This is a genomic window from Kitasatospora sp. NPDC036934 (assembly GCF_055608425.1).
In genome coordinates this window covers 302,566-319,446 of record NZ_JBVJQR010000001.1, presented here as the reverse complement: position 1 = coordinate 319,446, position 16,881 = coordinate 302,566, and the positions used below count along the sequence as shown (strand labels likewise).

At 73.1% G+C, this 16,881-nt stretch carries 15 protein-coding genes, 1 tRNA gene and 1 pseudogene; 3 read left to right on the top strand and 14 right to left on the bottom strand.

Annotated features, from left to right (window positions below; genetic code table 11):
- Positions 1–246 precede the first annotated feature (246 nt).
- Both ACZ7BZ_RS01460 and adhP read right to left on the bottom strand, forming a co-directional pair.
- Positions 247–714, bottom strand: coding sequence for a universal stress protein (locus ACZ7BZ_RS01460; RefSeq protein WP_470356802.1), 468 nt, complete (start codon positions 712–714; stop codon positions 247–249).
- A gap of 37 nt (positions 715–751) precedes the next feature.
- The gene (gene adhP, locus ACZ7BZ_RS01455; protein ID WP_470356563.1) at positions 752–1,768 is read right to left on the bottom strand and encodes an alcohol dehydrogenase AdhP; all 1,017 of its coding nucleotides are present in this window, start codon (positions 1,766–1,768) and stop codon (positions 752–754) included.
- A 115-nt stretch (positions 1,769–1,883) separates the two neighbouring features.
- On the opposite strand from adhP, the gene ACZ7BZ_RS01450 reads away from it, so the two are divergent.
- On the top strand, positions 1,884–2,033 hold the full coding sequence (locus tag ACZ7BZ_RS01450; RefSeq protein WP_470356562.1) for a hypothetical protein: 150 nt from the start codon (positions 1,884–1,886) through the stop codon (positions 2,031–2,033).
- 214 nt (positions 2,034–2,247) lie between these two features.
- Here the strand turns inward: ACZ7BZ_RS01450 and ACZ7BZ_RS01445 are convergent, their stop codons facing one another.
- From ACZ7BZ_RS01445 to ACZ7BZ_RS01430, 4 genes and pseudogenes are all read right to left on the bottom strand, one after another.
- Positions 2,248–4,254, bottom strand: coding sequence for a glycoside hydrolase (locus ACZ7BZ_RS01445; protein ID WP_470356801.1), 2,007 nt, complete (start codon positions 4,252–4,254; stop codon positions 2,248–2,250).
- Between the two features lie 300 nt (positions 4,255–4,554).
- Positions 4,555–4,824 (bottom strand): annotated as a pseudogene (locus ACZ7BZ_RS01440) (DUF885 family protein); the annotation flags it as partial.
- A gap of 148 nt (positions 4,825–4,972) precedes the next feature.
- Complete coding sequence (locus ACZ7BZ_RS01435; RefSeq protein WP_470356561.1) at positions 4,973–6,634, bottom strand: phospholipase D-like domain-containing protein; 1,662 nt, start codon at positions 6,632–6,634, stop codon at positions 4,973–4,975.
- Positions 6,635–6,957: 323 nt separating this feature from the next.
- Positions 6,958–7,034: transfer RNA gene (locus ACZ7BZ_RS01430), tRNA-Met, on the bottom strand.
- Between the two features lie 219 nt (positions 7,035–7,253).
- On the opposite strand from ACZ7BZ_RS01430, the gene ACZ7BZ_RS01425 reads away from it, so the two are divergent.
- Complete coding sequence (locus ACZ7BZ_RS01425) at positions 7,254–7,811, top strand: LysR family transcriptional regulator (protein ID WP_470356560.1); 558 nt, start codon at positions 7,254–7,256, stop codon at positions 7,809–7,811.
- Positions 7,812–7,824: 13 nt separating this feature from the next.
- Here the strand turns inward: ACZ7BZ_RS01425 and ACZ7BZ_RS01420 are convergent, their stop codons facing one another.
- Positions 7,825–8,412, bottom strand: a complete 588-nt coding sequence (locus tag ACZ7BZ_RS01420; protein WP_470356559.1) for a TetR/AcrR family transcriptional regulator — start codon at positions 8,410–8,412, stop codon at positions 7,825–7,827.
- 73 nt (positions 8,413–8,485) lie between these two features.
- Here ACZ7BZ_RS01420 and ACZ7BZ_RS01415 point away from each other — a divergent pair, with 73 nt between their 5' ends.
- Entirely contained in the window at positions 8,486–9,316 is an 831-nt protein-coding gene (locus tag ACZ7BZ_RS01415) for a class I SAM-dependent methyltransferase (protein WP_470356558.1), read from the top strand.
- A gap of 242 nt (positions 9,317–9,558) precedes the next feature.
- Here ACZ7BZ_RS01415 and ACZ7BZ_RS01410 read toward each other — a convergent pair whose 3' ends face one another.
- The 7 genes from ACZ7BZ_RS01410 to hypA form a co-directional block, all read right to left on the bottom strand.
- Entirely contained in the window at positions 9,559–10,593 is a 1,035-nt protein-coding gene (locus tag ACZ7BZ_RS01410; protein ID WP_470356557.1) for a hypothetical protein, read from the bottom strand.
- A gap of 185 nt (positions 10,594–10,778) precedes the next feature.
- A complete protein-coding gene (gene hypE, locus ACZ7BZ_RS01405; protein ID WP_470356556.1) occupies positions 10,779–11,861 on the bottom strand; it encodes a hydrogenase expression/formation protein HypE in 1,083 nt (360 codons plus the stop codon).
- Positions 11,854–12,978 carry a hydrogenase formation protein HypD gene (gene hypD / locus ACZ7BZ_RS01400; protein WP_470356555.1) on the bottom strand — a complete coding sequence of 375 codons (1,125 nt, stop codon included), beginning with the start codon at positions 12,976–12,978 and terminating at the stop codon, positions 11,854–11,856. The genes hypE and hypD overlap by 8 nt, the downstream gene beginning before the upstream one ends.
- Entirely contained in the window at positions 12,975–13,319 is a 345-nt protein-coding gene (locus ACZ7BZ_RS01395; protein ID WP_470356554.1) for a HypC/HybG/HupF family hydrogenase formation chaperone, read from the bottom strand. Before ACZ7BZ_RS01395 ends, hypD begins: the two co-directional genes overlap by 4 nt.
- A 6-nt stretch (positions 13,320–13,325) precedes the next feature.
- Complete coding sequence (hypF, locus tag ACZ7BZ_RS01390; RefSeq protein WP_470356553.1) at positions 13,326–15,665, bottom strand: carbamoyltransferase HypF; 2,340 nt, start codon at positions 15,663–15,665, stop codon at positions 13,326–13,328.
- Entirely contained in the window at positions 15,662–16,465 is an 804-nt protein-coding gene (gene hypB / locus ACZ7BZ_RS01385) for a hydrogenase nickel incorporation protein HypB (RefSeq protein WP_470356552.1), read from the bottom strand. Before hypB ends, hypF begins: the two co-directional genes overlap by 4 nt.
- A gap of 5 nt (positions 16,466–16,470) precedes the next feature.
- Positions 16,471–16,851 carry a hydrogenase maturation nickel metallochaperone HypA gene (gene hypA / locus ACZ7BZ_RS01380; RefSeq protein ID WP_380461036.1) on the bottom strand — a complete coding sequence of 127 codons (381 nt, stop codon included), beginning with the start codon at positions 16,849–16,851 and terminating at the stop codon, positions 16,471–16,473.
- Between the last annotated feature and the right edge of the window lie 30 nt (positions 16,852–16,881).

The following is a 16,881-nucleotide window of genomic DNA, read 5'->3' as shown; positions in this document are numbered from 1 at the left end:
TCGGTGTTCCGGACCAGCACCGCCGGGCCCGCGAAGCCGAGCAGGCCATGGTGACCACGCTCAGGAAGGAGCTGATCTGCTGGACGGCGGTCTGCACCTGCTCCTCCTTCGCCGTGCTCGGCCCGTACGCCGGCTGAGGCCGCCGGGCCGGGTGCCGGACCGTCCCGTCCCTGGCCGACGACAGAACGCGTGCGCCGCGCCGATGTGATCGGTGCGGCGCACGCGCCGCTGCGGGCGGTCCGGAGGTCACCCGCCGTCGGCGGGCTCCGCATTCTCCCGCCCGGGCTCCCGGATCACGACGACCGGACAGGAGGCGTGCTGGACGCAGTGCTGCGTGACCGAGCCGAGCAGGGCCCCGGTGAAGCCCCCGTGACCGCGGCTGCCGAGGACGAGGAGCTCGGCCCCCTCGGCGGCCATCAGCAGGACTTGGGCCGCGTTGCCCCTGGCGACCCGCTCCTGCACCTCGACCGGGCAGTCCCGGCCCGCCTCCTCCGCGACCGCCTCGGCGAGGGCCTTGCCGGCGAACCCGGCGAAGTCCCCGTCCAGCATCGGCATGCCCAGGCCGTAGTAGACCGGGTACTCCCAGGTGATGACCGCCTCCACGGTGGCTCCGACCAGGGCGGCCTGCCGCAGGGCCCACCGCAGGGCAGCCCGGGAGGATCCCGAGCCGTCCACACCCACCACGATCCGCGGTTTTGCCGTCGTGTCGTTCATCTCGTCCACGGTCCTTTCCTCCGGAGGTGGGCGCGGTTCAGCTGCGCAGGTCGAAGACGAGGCGGGCTGCGACCTTGCCGCCCAGCACCTCGTCGAAGCAGGCATTCACCTCGCCCAGCCGACGGGTCTCGCGGATCACCCGGGTGCGGCCGAGAGCGTGCAGACGGAAGACCTCGGCGAGGTCCTCGCGGGTACCGACGATCGAGCCGATCACCTTGGTTCCGTTCAACACGGCCTCGAAGACCGGGAGTTCGAGCTTCCCGTCGGCAGGGAGGGCGACCAGCACCAGCGTCCCACCGCGTCGTAGTGCGCCGTAGGCCGCCTGGAAGGAGGCATTGCTGACGGCGAGGGCGATGGCGGCGTGGGCGCCGCCGAGGGCCTGCACCTCCGCGGCGACGTCCTGGGTGCGGGCGTCCAGGACGTGGTCGGCGCCGAGTTCGCGGGCGAGGGCCAGCTTGTCGTCGGTGACGTCGACGGCGATGGTCTCGGCGCCCGAGATCCGCGCGTACTGGAGGGCGAGGTGGCCGAGTCCGCCGATGCCGGAGACCAGCACCCGGGTGCCGGGGCGGGCCCCGGAGACCTTGAGCGCCTTGTAGGTGGTGACGCCCGCGCAGGACAGCGGCGCGGCGTCCAGCGGGTCGATGCCGTCGGGGACGGGGACGACGTAGTCGCCGTGCGCGAGCGCGTACTCGGCGTAGGCGCCGTCCACCGAGTAGCCGCTGTTGTGCTGGTCGAGGCAGAGCGTCTCCCAGCCGGTCACGCACTGGTCGCAGCGCCCGCAGGCGTCGGCCAGCCACGGGATGGCGACACGCTCGCCGACCCGGACGTGCCGGACCCGCTCGCCGACCGCCTCGACGACGCCCACGCCCTCGTGTCCTGGCACGAACGGCGGGGAGGGCTTGACCGGCCAGTCGCCGTGCGCGGCGTGGATGTCGGTATGGCACAGCCCGGAGGCCTCGATCCTCACCCGCACCTGGTGCGCGGCCGGCTGCGGCACCGGCCGGTCCTCGATGACCAACGGGGCGGTGAAGTCGTGGACGACGGCGGCCTTCATGGTGTTCCTGCCCTTCACGGAGTGGGGCGGCGCCCCCTGCGGTGGCGCGTCGCCTCCATCTCACCGCCTCCGCCGGGTGCGCGCCGGGGCCGGGTGGTGCACCCCGCCCGGGTCCTTGGTCCCGTTCCCCGGCCTGGACCAGCACCAGGCGGACCGGTCCATCGCGATCGCGAAGATCATCGCGAAGAAGAACACCGGCGCCCACCCCCGAGGGCGCTTGAGTGGCGCGCTGCGGAGGCCGCTGGAGAAGAACGGCCTCGGCTGAACCCACGGCCGCCGGTCGAGCGGGGATCCGGCTGCCCGGTTCAGCTCCATCGGAAGTGGCGAGCCGATCCAGGCAGCCCGCCCTCAGCCGTAGCCGTCCGACCTGCTCCTGGCCTTCGGTGCGAGGCCGGGCAGAACGCCGCCACGACCCTGGCACCGGCCGGCGCCCAGCAGCCGACGGCCGGATCAGGACCCCACGCCCGGGCCACCGGACCCTACCTGGCCGGCAGCGTCCTCGGGCAGAGGCGCTGAGGTCGGCCGCCCTTGAGCTCGGCGTCGACGCAGCCGGGAGGCAACGAGCCGTACGGGGCGGTGCCGAAGTTGGCGGTGACCTGGAGTACGGAGTCGCCGAAGGTGGTCTGCTGGACCTGGCGGTCCGGCGTGAGCCAGCGGAAGCCGGTCATCGGCTGGGTGCCCGCGCTTTCGTGCAGCGGCGCGAAGTAGCTTTGCAGTTCGGCCAGTTGCTTGCCCTGGCTGGTGAGGGACGGGCCGTCCAGCACCAGGTTCAGCGGAGTGTTGTAGAGCATGGCGAGCAAGGCCCGGTCGGTTTCGAGAGCGGGGATCTTGGTGTACGGCAGCTCCCAGCGGTCCAGGTTGACCTGGGAGTCGTGCAGCGCGCTCTCGTACAGGGGGATGCGGTACGCGGGGTCGAACATCGCCTTGGTGAGGTCGGCGGGCAGGGTCACCGGCTTGAAGAACACCCCTGGAGCGCCGGCCGGCGCGTACCCGCCCCAGGTGGCCTTGTCCCGCTCCAGGGGCCAGAGCCCGTCGGCCACCGGGGTCGACGAACCGTGGCTGAAGTCGATCACCGGACTGGCCCAGCTGCCGGCGCTCTCCGATCCCAGCACCAGCTTGTCGGCACCGGAGAGCCGGCGCATCCGGGCGAGCCGGTTGGCCTGGTCCTGCGACCGGTTCATGGTATGGGCGGGGCTGTAGTCGTCGAACAGTTCGCCCGCCGCGTCGACGTCCAGGAAGTAGCTGGTGGCTCCGTTCGCGGTCATCTGCCGGGTGCGTTCGGCCAGGTACCTGCGGCCCTGCGCGGTCTGTTCGAAGGCCTGCGAGCTGAGGTAGCAGCCGCGGTCGTGGAAGCCCGCCTTCACCCGGCCGTCCTGCTCGTGGACGCAGAAGTCCGGATAGACCGGGGCGGGCCAGGAGGAGGTCGGCGCGTCGGAGGCCTTCGGGTCCTGCCCGTTGGCGAACGAGTCGTAGGGGCCGACCAGGTAGCCCGCGCGCTGGGCAGCCGCCACCGCCTGCGCGTCCATCGGCTGGTCGTCGGCGTCGTAGCCGAGCCACAGCCGGCTCAGCCCGAGAGCCCGCATCTGCGCCACGCCCTGAGCGGTCCGGGCCTCGCCCCAGGTGTAGGCGTGGAAGGCGCCGAGCAGCTTGCCGACCTCCGGGTTTGCGGCGATCTTGCTGCTGAGGGTGACCAGTCGGCCGTCGTCGGCGAGCCAGCGCCGGTAGTCCAGTGCGGGCGCGACCGGGGACGGATCGGTGAGGGCGAAGGTGACGGTGTAGTCCGTGGTGCTCGCGCGCCGCGAGAAGGTGTGCACACCCGTGCCCTTCAACCGCCCGCCGTCGGAGGCGAAGGCGAGCGAGGTACCGGCCGGGTCCGGGACCAGGTAGCTCACACCGCGACCGCCCAGGGTGTAGCCCCACAGCGGCATGGACAGGTCGGCGGTGAGGTCGTATCCGTGCCCGGCGAGGCCCGTTTCGGCCGAGGTCCAGAACGGGTCCGCGACCGGCACCCCGAGCCCCTCGCCGCGCGGCAGCTGCACCTGCGATGCGGCCCGGTCGGTGCCGGTCACGGGCCAGGACAGCGTGGAGCCGTCCCGGGTGCCGCGAACGCTGATCCGCAGACGGCCCCGCTCCGCCGCCGCCGTCACGGTGAGACCGCGCTCGGGCAGCGTCCAACTCGCCGCTCCCCGACTGATCCTGACGGGGCCGGGCCGGCCGAGCGGTTCCGCGGCCGGCGCGGAGAGCGTCAGCTCACCGCCGTCGGCGGCACGCATGCCCACCGCCAGCGAATCGACGCGCACCTCGGCCGTCGCGCCGTCGACGGGAATCTCGATCTGCTCGCCGTTCAGCCGGATCTCGTGCCGGACGGTCGCCGCGGCGACCGGCGGCCCGACCGTACCGCACAGTGTTCCTGCGCAGGTCACGACGAGTGTTGCCGCCAGTGCGGCGCGCTGCCGCTGGGTCCGCGGCAGCTGACGGAATGTCATGGCGTTCATTCCCGCATCGTCGCGACCCGACGTAAGAGCGCTTCTTAGGAAACCTCGGGTCGCTGCGGTTCGGCGGGGGCCGACCGGTGCCCGAGGTCGTCGACCCCGTCGGGCTGGATCCGGTCGACGTCGGTGACCAGGCTGCCCTGGTCCATCAGGTCGCCGTCGACGAAGCGCTGGTCCGGGGTGAGCCTGCTGCCCCGGCCACTGCTCGGCGGGCCGTTCTCGGCACGGCCGGCGAACCTGCCGGAGCGACAAGGAATTTGCGGGACTTTCGACCCGATGGGCCCCCGCCGAGCCCTACACCTCGGCGAGGCGGGCGTCCAGGCCCAGCGAGCCGTGGGCGAGGACCCGGGTGTGCCAGGCGCGGAGGTCGAAAGCGGCGCCCTGGCGGCGGCAGGCGGCCTCCCGGCCGTCCAGCCAGACGCGTTCGCCGAGCTTGCAGCCGATGGCCTGCCCGGGCCAGCCCAGGTAGCGGTCGATCTCGCTGCTGCGGCGCGGGAGCTGGCTGCCGTGGTGGGCGGCCATGAACTCGTCGGCGAGGGCCGGGGTCCAGCGTTCGCCGGGGTGGCCGCCCCATTCGCCGGTGGCGGCGCCGGCCGGTGCCGGCCTCAGCGCCCGGCGTTCAGCACGTCGACGTACCGGGCCTGGTCGGGTTCGGTCAGCAGGTCGCGGTGGCGGCGCGGTTCCCGACACCGTCGACACCCTGCTCCGGGCGTCAGCCCTGGCAGAGGCCGCGGCTGTAGTCGAAGGTCGCGGCGGCCTGCGAGTACTGCCACTGCGGGGCGAGCAGCTGGGCGTCCAACTGCGCGGCGGCGCTGCGGTTCTCGACCACGTAGCCGAAGTCCTGCAGCCAGGCGGGGTAGAGGTTCTTCGAGCCGATGAAGAACGCCGAGCCGTCGACCGAGACCAGCTTGTGGTGCAGCGCGTACGGGTGCCCGTCGGCCCAGGTCGGCGCGGACGCGGCGCGGAACGGGGCGAGTTGGAGGTTCCGGCACATCGCCGTCCGGGCCTGCGCCGGGTCGCCGAGGCGGGCGGTGAGCCGGGCCGCGAGAGTGTCGCTGATCTCGTTCAGGGACTTGATCTGCGAGTAGCCGCCGCTGCCCACCGCGCCCCGGTTGCCGGGGTCGCTGACCACGATCCGGACCTTCACCCCGTCCGCGATCTTGCCCGCGAGCAGGTCGAAGAGCCGTGCGTCGTAGCGGGGCATCGGCGGGCAGGTGCCGGTCACGTCCTGCTGGGAGATGTCGATCCGGCTACCGGCGCCGGCGACCAGCGCGCGCAGAGCGTTCTCCTCCGGGTTGACGGTCTCGTAGCCGGGGTCGTCGTTGGTGCGGTCGTGCAGGGCGATCGGGCCGCACTTGACGTCCTCGACGCCGCTCACCGGGGCCGGGCGGTAGCCGGAGGCCGGGTCGCCCTCCCGGATGCCGACGCCCAGGCCGCCGACGGCGATCACCGGTACGGTCCCGGTGGCAGGCACCTGCCCGGCCGCCGGGTTGAGCCGCCGCTCCAGGTCGGGGGTGCAGTCGGCACCGTTCGAGGAGGCGAACCAGGCGGCCGAGAACAGTCCGCTGTTGCGGCAGGTCCAGTCCCACAGGGTGTCCAGGTAGGCGCCGGCGGAGGCGGCGGCCGGACCGCTCAGCGCGAGGTCGACGTCGGTCACCGGATGGGCGGTGTCCAGGTAGTCGCCCTTCCAGTTGTTGATCCCGCCGGTGATGACGCTCTGCCCGTCCACGACCAGCAACTTGGAGTGGTTCCAGGAGAACGCGGTCTTCGCGGTGGTCATCGAGGCCACCTCGACGGTCACCCGGTCGGCGGCCGAGCCGAGGCGGGCCACCAGGTCGTCCCGGTACCGGGACGGCAGCGCGGTGATGTTGAGCAGCGGAGCGGCCCCGGCGAGGATCCGCACGTGCGGCGAGTTCCCGGCGGCCACCGAGGCCTTGAGGCCGTCGACGATGGCTTCCTGGAACCCACCGTCCGGGAACGGGGCGAGAGTTGATATGTCGACGGTCCGGGTGGCCCTGCCGATGTTCTCCCGCATCTTGTCCAACAGCCGCTTCGTGCCACCCCGTTCGGCGCAGGAGGCGTCCCCCCAGCATCCCGGCGTCTGCAGCAGCCACCCGCCCGGGTCCCCGGCCGGCGCGTCCAGCCGATTGCCCGCCGTCCGCTGCCACACCACGCCCTCCAGCCCGGGCGACACCTGACGCAAGGCCCGTTCCACCGCGTCCAGATGCGCAGTGGCATCGCCCTGCGCCACCCCCGACGCGGGAGCCGGATCGGCGAACGCGGGAGCGACGGGCAGCACACCCACGGCGGCGGCGAGGGCCAGTGCGGAACCGGCCAGACGGCGACCGGAACGGCGGGACTGGTGAGAGAGCACGTACGAGTCCTTCATGCGGGGCCGGGGACGTTCACCCGGACGACACCGATAAATTACCTCAAAGTAACCTGATGTGCCGTCATGGCTCCATCAATCCCGGAGAACCGGCCTGACAGCCGCTCAGCGCCTCGGTGGGCTTTGCTCGGACATTACCGAAAGGCCCGCGCACGGAAGGGAGCCGCGGCAGACCGCCTTCCCGGCACCCACCGAACTCGGCCTGCGTCACGACCACCGCGACCGGGCGAACGCCCACCACGCCCTCCGCTCGCGGAACGCGAAGAAGCCGGGGCCGACGCACCAAGTGCGTCGACCCCGGCTCCTACTGGTAGCGGGGACAGGATTTGAACCTGCGACCTCTGGGTTATGAGCCCAGCGAGCTACCGAGCTGCTCCACCCCGCGTCGGTGGACCCAGCCTATGCGACCCCCGGCCAAAACGGAAATCGGTTTCCCACCACCCCTGTAGGCTCCGGGTCCGCGTTAGCAGTGTCGGTCGATCTCTAGCAGTCGGCTAGCAATCTTCCGGGTCGCGTTAGCAGCACCTACGGTCGGTGGTGGTCAGTCCCGGGAACTTCTCGGTCATCCGGCCTCTTGCCCTAGGCGGCTTCCTGCGGTCAGCCCATGGTCACCAAGCGTACAAGCGTGAGGGCTGACAGTCATGAGTCTGCGACAGCTTCGATCCGGTACGAGGACGAACCGCTCAGCCTTCGCATCACCCGCGAGGAACTCGAACAGGCCTACCTGCACCAACGCCTCAGCATCCCCGATATCGCCGAACAGTTCGGTCTCGAAGGGCACCGCCTCGACCTGCTGGCCAAGAAGTGGGGCATCGAGATCCGCCCGAACAGCGCCACCAAGCAACCCGTTCGCGCTCCTGCCGGGCGCACCGGCCCTGTCCGAGTCGATGGTCGCCGACACAGCAACGTCCGCAACTGCGTCGAACGCCTCAGACGCCTGGTCCCACTGCCCGGCCAACGGAATCTCTGCGCGGCCGCCAGAAGCCTCGGAACGCTACCGGCGACGCTCACACATCAACTCCATGCCCTGGAAAAGGCCGCGGGCGTTCAGTTGATCGAACGGACCAGTCCCCTCGCAGCCACTCCAGCGGGCGCGGCTCTCATCCATGAAGCAGAGCACCTGCTCAGCCTCTTGGACGCAGCGCAATCCTCCGTCACCTGACCGGCGGCCCGACCTACGGCTGGGGTGGTCGCATGGCGCCGGCGAGGACGGTGGTCACCATCTTGCGGATGGCGGTGGTCTGGGGCGGGGCGCTTGTCCGGTCGGCGAAAAGCAGGTGCCCGGCCCCGACGAGGGTGGGGGCGAGTGTGTCGATGTCCGCGTCACCGGCCAGGCGCCCCAACTCCCGCTCAGCGGTGAGGTACGCGGCGATCATGGCGGTGCCCTGCATGGCCAGTGGGATGCCGGTCAGACCGGCCTCGCGCAGCCGGGCGCGGAGGCCGTCGCGGAAGGTGATGAGCGCGACGATCGCCACCGTGACCGGACCGAACAGGTCCTGCAGCGCGTCTGTGAGGTTGTCCACCACGCTCCAGGTCCCGGCGGCCGCGCGCAGAGTCGTGGTCCGGTCCTCGATGCCGCGGACGCGATCGAGGACCAGTTCCGCCAGGAAAGCGTCGAAGTCGGCGAAGTGCCGGTGCAGCACACCCTTGGCACAGTTCGCCTCCTCCGTGACCGCCCGGCTGGTCAACGCGTCGGGCCCGTCCCGCAGCAGGACGCGCTCGGCAGCTTCGAACAACTGGCCGCGCACGTTGTGGATGTGCACCCCTGACGGCATTGTCTCCCTTTCCGCGCCACCCCGTCTTATCAAGTGGGCAACCGCCCATTAGTGTGGGCGCATGCCCACTTTATCGCAGGGACAGCCGGACAAGTCCGGCCCCGAACCCCACCGCCACCGGCAGACGGCCGAGTCGTTCGGCGTGGACGCCGAACGCTACGACCGTGCCCGACCGCCGTATCCCCAGGCCCTGGTGGACAGGATCGTCGCGGCAAGCCCCGGCAGGCACGTCCTCGACGTCGGAGCAGGGACCGGCATCGAGGCCCGGCAGTTCCAGGCGGCCGGCTGCACGGTGCTCGGTGTCGAGCCCGACGAACGGATGGCCGCCTTCGCGCGACGCAGCGGTGTCGAGGTCGAGGTCGCCAGGTTCGAGGACTGGCAGCCGGCCGGGCGGCAGTTCGACGCGGTCATCGCCGGCACCGCCTGGCACTGGGTGGATCCCGTCGCCGGCGCGGCCAAGGCGGCCCAGGTGCTCCGGCCAGGCGGCCGACTCGCCCCCTTCCACCACGTCCCCCAGCTCCCGTCCGAGGTGATCGACGCCCTCGCCGAAGCACTCCACCGGGTCGCCCCCGATTCCCCGTTCAACCCCGGCCTGCTGAGAGGCTCGGCCGTGGACGCCTACCAGCCACTGTTCGCGAAAATCGCCGACGGGATCCGGCAGACCGGCAGCTTCAGCGAGCCCGAACAGTGGCGCTTCACCTGGGAACGCACCTACTCCCGAGACCAGTGGCTCGACCAGCTCCCCACCTTCGGCGGCCTCACCCAACTCCCCGCAGACAAAAGAGCGGAGGTCCTGGACAGCGCCGGGACCGCGATCGACAAGCTCGGCGGCCACGCCACCATGCCCTACACATCCGTCGTGATCACCGCGACCCGCTCCCCTACGGCCTGACCGCTGCAAACGTCGGGCGTCGCCGGGCACGAGCAGACTCATGAGCTCGGCGACGCCCACGGGGAAGCGGGAAAGGTTCTCCGGCTTGTTGCACCGGACCTCAGCCCAACGGTCCTTTCCCGCGGCCACACGATTGCTAAAGATCAGCCGATCGGCCCGCTGCTAACGCAACATGGAATCCGGAGTTTCAGCAGGACCCACTGCTAACGGAGCGACTCAGCCTACAACCCCCGCGCCCCGCCCTACCCGGCCCGGGTTGCGAGCGCCGCGTCGATCAGCTTGACCGTGGGCCGGTACTTCACCACACCGGCCAGCCGGTCCAACTCGTCGTAGGCGTCCTGGTCCCCGAGCTGGACGAGGGCGTGCACGGCGGCGGAGGCCGTCCGGTGCGAGCGGATGCCGACGCCCGGAATCCGTAGCAGGGCCGCCTCCACCAAGCGGCCCAGGGCGACGGCCGATGCCGGGTCAGCGGGTGCGAGTGCCAGCAGGGCCGCGATGCCCTGCAGCGCACGGAAGTTGAAGGGATCGACCTCGAACTCCGCGCTGCCCGAACCGTGGTGCGACGTGACGGGCAGACTGCGCGGCTCGCCGGTCAGAGCGAGCCACCCGCAGATCGCCGACCGCACCCGCTCGGGCCCGAGCCCGGCGAGCAGACTCCGCCCGGCACGCTGCCACCCGGTCCCGGGGCGGGAGCCGGAGAGCGCCAACGCGTGGCCGATCAGCGGGTGCCAGGCCGGCCCTGCGACCGCCAGGTCCGCAAGCGCCCGATCGGCCCACGGTTCGCCGGGGTTGAGCGGCGGCTCGGCGATCCCGGCGGCCACGTCGAGGAGTTCACCGGGGTCCTCAGCGGCCAGCGCGGTCCGGCGGACCGTGGCGACCACCGCGTCCGGCAGCCGTCGGCCCGCCGCCAGCTCCACCTCGGCCAGGCAGCCCAGCCGCCATCCCTCCCAGAGGGTCATCACCTCCGCCGCCCGGAGCAGCAGGGGCTCGCGCCAGGCGGCCAGCTGCTCGCAGGTCATCCCCTCGGCCAGCCGGACGATCAGCGCGGCCAGCCCCGGGCACTCCCGGGGCGCGTGAACGGCCGTCTCCTCCAGCCCGTCGGTCAGCCCGCACAGCAGCAGCACCCGACTGGAGACGGGTATCCGCCCCAGCAGCTCGATCACCTCAGCGCCGCCTCCGTGGCTCCAGTCACCGTCGAGGTCGCGGTTGAGCGGGTAGAGACTCCGGACCAGGCCACCCACCTCCCCGGCCTCCGCGAACCGCCGGATCCCGGTCACCCTGGCGTCCCATGCGTCCCCTTGCGGCTCCAACTGCCCTCCCGGCCACCCGCTCCTCCAGTTCGGGCACGACACTACGCGGGGCCACCGACGGTCAGCCGCCGGGACCGGCCCGGGCGGACCCGGACCGGCCCCGGCGGACCCGGACCGGCCCCGGCGGCGCGGCGCGGCGCGGCGCGGCGGGGTCAGCAGATCCGCGGCAGTTGCTCGCCCATCGGCAGGTCGACCACCCGGGTGCCGCCGAAGCCGGTGCGGGCGACGACCATCCCGGGGTGGTCCTGGACGCACTCGCCGATCACCACCGCCTCCGCGCCGAGCGGGTGGGCCCGCATGGCGGCGAGCACGGCGTCCGCCTCGCCGCGCGGGACGAAGGCGACCAGCTTGCCCTCGTTGGCGATGTACATCGGATCCAGGCCCAGGACGGCGCAGGCGCTGGCCACCGGCTCCGGGACGGGCACGGCGCGTTCGCTGAGCACCACGCCCACCCCGGCGGCCGTCGCGATCTCGTTGAGTGCCGCCGCCAGGCCGCCCCGGGTGGGGTCGCGCAGCACGTGCAGGTCGCGGGTCGTCGCGAGCATGGCCTCGACCAGCCCGCCGAGCGCCGCGCTGTCGCTGCGCACCTCGACCCCGAACTCCAGCCCCTCCCGGACGCTCATGATCGCCACCCCGTGCAGCCCGATCGGGCCGCTGACGATCACCACGTCGCCCGGGCGGGCCCGCTGCGGCCGGATGTCGACCCCGGCCGGGACGAGCCCGATGCCGGCGGTGTTCAGGTAGACGCCGTCGCCGTGCCCGGCCTCCACCACCTTGGTGTCCCCGGTGGCCACCTCCACCCCGGCGGTGCGGGCGGCGGCGCCGATGGCGCGCGCGATCCGCTCCACCACGGCCAGCTCCACCCCCTCCTCCAGGATGACGCCGCAGGACAGGTAGGCCGGCCGGGCCCCGCTCATGGCCAGGTCGTTGACGGTCCCGTTGACGGCGAGGTCGCCGATGCAGCCGCCGGGGAAGAACAGCGGCCGCACCACGTAGGAGTCGGTGGAGAAGGCGAGCCGGGCGCCGCCGAGTTCCAGCACGGCGGAGTCGGCGAGGCCCGCCAGCGCCGGGCCGCCGTACGCGGGTGCGAAGACGTGCTCGACCAGTTCGGCGGACATCGCCCCGCCGCCGCCGTGCCCCATCACCACCCGGGGGTGGTCGCGCAGCGGCAGCGGGCAGCTCCAGCCGGAGAAGTCCGGCGCGTCGGCGTCGGTGAGCAGTTCGGTGTCAGCCAACGGGGCTCGCCTCCTGGACGGGGCCCGGCGTGCTCAGCCGCCGGTAGAGGTAGTACGCGGCGCAGGCGCCCTCGCTGGAGACCATGGTGGCGCCGAGCGGGGTGCGCGGGGTGCAGAGGGTGCCGAAGGCCTCGCACTGGTGGGGCTTGAGCAGCCCCTGGAGCACCTCACCGGCCCGGCACTGGGCGGGTTCGCTGGTGCGGATGCCCGTGACGTCGAAGCGGTGCTCGGCGTCGTGGTCCCGGTAGCGCGGGGAGAGCCGCCAGCCGCTCCGGGGGATGACGCCGATGCCCCGCCAGGCCCGGTCGGCGACCTCGAAGACGTCCTCCAGCATGGCGCGGGCCGCCGGGTTGCCCTCGGGGCGGACGGCCCGGGGGTAGGCGTTGTCGACGGTGTGCTCCCCGCGTTCCAACTGCCGGACGGTGCGCCGGATGCCCTCCAGGATGTCCAGCGGTTCGAAGCCGGTGACGACGATCGGCACCCGGTGGCGTTCCGCGAGGGCCGGGTACTCGGCGGTGCCCATCACGCTGCACACGTGTCCGGCGGCCAGGAAGGCCTGGACCCGGCAGTCCGGGGAGTCCATGATCGCCTCGATCGCCGGGGGCACCCGGACGTGCGAGACCAGCATGCTGAAGTTGCCCAGGCCCTGCTTCCGGGCCAGGTGGACGGCCATGGCGTTCGGCGGGGCGGTGGTCTCGAAGCCGATGCCGAAGAAGACGACCTCCCGGTCGGGGTTCTCCCGGGCGGTCTTCAGCGCGTCGAGCGGCGAGTACACCACCCGCACGTCGCCGCCCTCGCTCCGGACCCGGAACAGGTCGCGGTCGGTGCCGGGCACCCGCAGCATGTCACCGAAGGAGCAGAAGATCACCCCGGGCCGGGCCGCGATGGCCAGCGCCCGGTCGATCACCTCGAGCGGCGTGACGCACACCGGGCAGCCCGGTCCGTGGATCAACTCGACCTCTTCCGGAAGGAGTTGGTCGATGGCGTGCCGGATGATGCTGTGCGTCTGGCCGCCGCACACCTCCATCAGCGCCCAGGGCCGGGTGACCGTCGCCCTGATGTCCGCGAGCAGGCCCTCGGCCAGCTCGGGGTTGCGGAACTCCTCCAGGTACTTCACCGCTCGACCTCCTCGACCGCCACCGCCGTCTCGGCCACCGCCGCCGTCCGGGCCACCGCCGTCCCGGCCGCCGGATCCCCGGCCGCCGCCTCCCAGGGGTCGCCGAACTCCTCCTGGAGCAGCCCGAGTTCCTCGAACAGCGCCAGCGTCCGCCGGGCCGACTCCTCGTCCAGCCGCTGCAGCGCGAAGCCCACGTGGACGATCGCGTACTCCCCCACCGCCAGATCGGGCAGGTACTCCAGGCAGACGTCCTTGACCACGCCGCCGAAGTCCATCACCGCCATCCGGGTCCCGTCCCGCTCACCGATCTCCGTCACCCTGCCGGGCACCGCCAGGCACATCCGCTCTCACTCCTCCCGGGCGGCCGACGACCGGCCGGCCACCATCAGCTGGCCGAGCGCCAGCCCTCCGTCATTGGGCGGCACCCGGCGGTGCCGCAGCACGGTGAAGCCGTCCTCCCCGAGCCCGCGGGCGCAGGCCGAGGAGAGCAGCGCATTGGCGAAGACGCCGCCGCTGAGCGCGACCGTGGTGGTGCCGCACCGGTCCCGGGCGGCCGCGCAGACCAGCCGGACGGCCTCGGCGACCGCCGTGTGGAAGCGCGCGGCGACCAGCCCGGCCGGTGCCCCGGCGGTGACGTCCGCCACGACCCCGGACAGCACCGGCCCGGGGTCGAGGATCCAGCCGTCCCGCTGGGCGACCAGCGCGAAGGCGTAACCCTCGGCCGGGCCGAACTCCACGGCGGCCGCCTCCAGTTCGATCGCCGCCTGGGCCTCGTACCCGGCCCGGTGGCAGACCCCCGCGAGCGAGGACACCGCGTCGAACAGCCGGCCCATGCTGGAGGTCTCCACACAGTTCAGCCGGCGCTCCAACTGCCGCTCCAGCAGCCGCAGTTCCTCATCCGGGCAGGCCCGCACCGAGGGCAGTCCGGCGGTCCAGGGCAGGCCGGCGGCGCGCAGGTGGGCGAGCGCCGTCCGGTAGGGGCGCTCGACGGCGGCGTCACCGCCCGGCAGCGGCACATAGCCCAGGTGGGCCAGCCGACGGAACCCGTCGTAGTCGGCGAGCAGCAGTTCGCCGCCCCAGATCGCGCCGTCCTCGCCGTAGCCGGTGCCGTCGAAGGCGACGCCGAGCACGGGCCGGCCGCCGTCCAGGCCGTGTTCGGCCAGCACGGCGGCGATGTGGGCGTGGTGGTGCTGCACCCGGCGCACCGGCCGGCCTGCGGCGGTGCGCTCGGCGTGCCGGACGGACCGGTAGCCGGGGTGCCGGTCGGCGACCAGTAGTTCGGGCCGCACCCCGCTGACGGTGCCGAGCTGTTCGACGGCGCGGTCGAAGGCGCGCAGCGTGGCCAGGTCGTCCATGTCTCCGATGTGGCCGGAGAGCCAGGCGTAGCCGTCCCGGGCGAGCGCGAAGGTGTTCTTGAGGTCCCCGCCGACCGCCAGCACCGGCCGGACGGGTACGGGCAGCGGGAGCGGCAGCGGCGCGTAGCCGCGCGAGCGCCGCAGCGGCAGCTGTTCGCCGTCCACCACCCGCACCACCGAGTCCTCGCACGGGACGTTGATCGGCCGGTCGTGGGTGAGCCAGCCGTCGACCAGCGGGGCGAGCGCGATGAGCGCCTCCCGGTCGTCGGTGACGATCGGCTCGCCGGAGAGGTTGGCGCTGGTCATCACCAGCAGGTCCGGCCCGGGGGCGGCGAGCAGCAGGTGGTGCAGCGGGGTGTACGGGAGCATCACCCCGAGGTCGGGGCTGCCGGGGGCGACGGCCGGGAGCTGCGCCGCGAAGCCTCCGGGGCGGCGCAGCAGGACGATCGGCCGGACGGCTCCGGTGAGCAGTTCCCGTTCGACCGGCCCGACCGGCAGCAGGCCCTCGACGGTGGCGAGGTCCCGGGCCATCAGGGCGAACGGCTTGTCACCGCGCCGCTTGCGCCGGCGCAGCAGGGCGACGGCCGCAGCGTCGCGGGCGTCGCAGGCGAGGTGGTAGCCGCCGAGGCCCTTGACCGCGAGGATCGCCCCGCCGGCGAGCATCCGCCGGGCCTCGCCGAGCGCGTCCTCGCCGCCGAGGCCGCCGAGATCACCGAGGCCGCCGAGGCTGCCACGGCCGCTGCCGGGGACGGTCAGGGCGAGTCGTGGTCCGCAAGCGTGGCAGGCGACGGGCTGCGCGTGGAAGCGGCGGTCGGCGGGGTCGGTGTACTCCCGGGCGCAGTCCGCGCACATCGGGAAGCCGGCCATGGTGGTGTCGGCCCGGTCGTAGGGCAGGCCGGTGACGATGGTGTGGCGGGGGCCGCAGTTGGTGCAGCTGATGAACGGGTGCCGGTGGCGCCGGTCGGCCGGATCGGTGAGTTCGGCCAGGCAGTCGGCACAGGTCGCGACGTCGGGCGGGATCAGGGTGGCGCGGGGCCCGTCGGTGCGCGAGGGGGTGATGGCGAACCCGGTGGCGCCGGTGGCGGCGAGCGGCGCGTGCTCCACCGAGGCGACCTGGGCGAGCGGCGGCGCGTCGGCGGCGATCCGCCGGCAGAAGGCGTCCAGCGCGGCCGGACTGCCCTCGACCTCGGCGAGGACGCCCTCGCCGGTGTTGGTGACGCTGCCGGCCAGTCCGAGTTCCCCGGCCAGCGCGAAGACGAACGGCCGGAAGCCTACGCCCTGCACCAGGCCGCGGACGGCGACCCGCCGCCGTTCGCGGGCGGGCGCCGTCACGGCGTCTCCGGCACCGCGTGGTGGTGGTGACCCTCCTGCGTTCGCCCCGACCGCCCGTGCCCCGACCGCACGTCCCCCGCATGTGCGTGCCCGCCGTGCTCCTGCCCGGCCGCCATCACCGGCCGGTGCGGCACGCCGCCGTCCAGCACGCCCAGCGCCCGTTCCAGCAGCACGCCGACGCCGTCCCCGCTGCGGGCCGAGGTCCGCACCACGTCCACCCCGGGGTTGACCCGCTGGACGTTCGCCAGGAACGCCGCCTCGTCGAACTCGGCCGCCGCGGCGAGGTCCGCCTTGGTCACCAGCACGAGGTTGGCCAGCCCGAACGCGGTCGGGTACTTGAGCGGCTTGTCCTCCCCCTCGGTGACGGAGGCCAGCACCACCCGCAGCGATTCGCCGAGGTCGTAGGAGGCCGGGCAGACCAGGTTGCCGACGTTCTCCACGAACAGCAGTCGGCAGTCCGGCGGCAGCCAGCCGTCCAGGTGGCCGGCCAGCATCCGGGCCTCCAGGTGGCACAGGCCGTCGGTGAGCACCTGCTTCACCGGAGCTCCCGAACGGGCCAGCCGCAGCGCGTCGTTCTCGGTGGCGAGGTCGGCGGTGAGCGCGGCGACCTCGATCCCGCGCCGCCGGGCGAGCCCCAACTCGGCCTCCAGCAGGGCGGTCTTGCCGCTGCCGGGGCTGGAGAGCAGGTTGACCGCGACGGTCCCGCGGGCGGTCAGCGCGGCCCGCAGTTCGCGGGCGCTGTCGTCGTTGCGGGCGAGCACCGCCCGGCGCAGGTCGACCGTGTGGCCGCTCTGGCACATCGGCTTCAGCCTTTCTGTTCGGCCGGGACGCCGGGGCCCCGGGCCCACTCGACGTCGAGGATCTGGAGCTCTCGCCCGGACAGCAGCTCGACGCCGGCGCCGGTGCGGCAGTCCGGGCAGCCGAGGTCGGGCGGCATGCCGACGGCCCATTCGACGGCGCAGGGGGCGCAGCGGGCCCGCGCCGGGACGGCAACGGTGTCCAGTGCGGCGCCCTCCACCAGCGTTCCGGCGCAGGCGAGTTCGAAGCAGAAGTCGAGGGCTTCGGGCACGACGCCCGCCAACTCGCCGACCTGCAGCCGGATCCGGGCCACTCCGGGGGCCCGGTGTTCGCGTGCGGCCGTGTCCACCTGCTCGACCACGGCGGCGGCGATCGACATCTCGTGCATCGGTCCCTTCCCACGGCGGGCGGCAACGCG

Excerpts from the sequence above, each read along its gene's own strand:
- ACZ7BZ_RS01460 (WP_470356802.1), bottom strand. The coding sequence starts at position 714 with ATGAACGACACGACGGCAAAACCGCGGATCGTGGTGGGTGTGGACGGC.
- adhP (WP_470356563.1), bottom strand. The coding sequence starts at position 1,768 with ATGAAGGCCGCCGTCGTCCACGACTTCACCGCCCCGTTGGTCATCGAG.
- ACZ7BZ_RS01445 (WP_470356801.1), bottom strand. The coding sequence starts at position 4,254 with ATGACATTCCGTCAGCTGCCGCGGACCCAGCGGCAGCGCGCCGCACTG.
- ACZ7BZ_RS01425 (WP_470356560.1), top strand. The coding sequence starts at position 7,254 with ATGGTCACCAAGCGTACAAGCGTGAGGGCTGACAGTCATGAGTCTGCG.
- ACZ7BZ_RS01415 (WP_470356558.1), top strand. The coding sequence starts at position 8,486 with ATGCCCACTTTATCGCAGGGACAGCCGGACAAGTCCGGCCCCGAACCC.
- ACZ7BZ_RS01395 (WP_470356554.1), bottom strand. The coding sequence starts at position 13,319 with ATGTGCCTGGCGGTGCCCGGCAGGGTGACGGAGATCGGTGAGCGGGAC.
- hypB (WP_470356552.1), bottom strand. The coding sequence starts at position 16,465 with ATGTGCCAGAGCGGCCACACGGTCGACCTGCGCCGGGCGGTGCTCGCC.
- hypA (WP_380461036.1), bottom strand. The coding sequence starts at position 16,851 with ATGCACGAGATGTCGATCGCCGCCGCCGTGGTCGAGCAGGTGGACACG.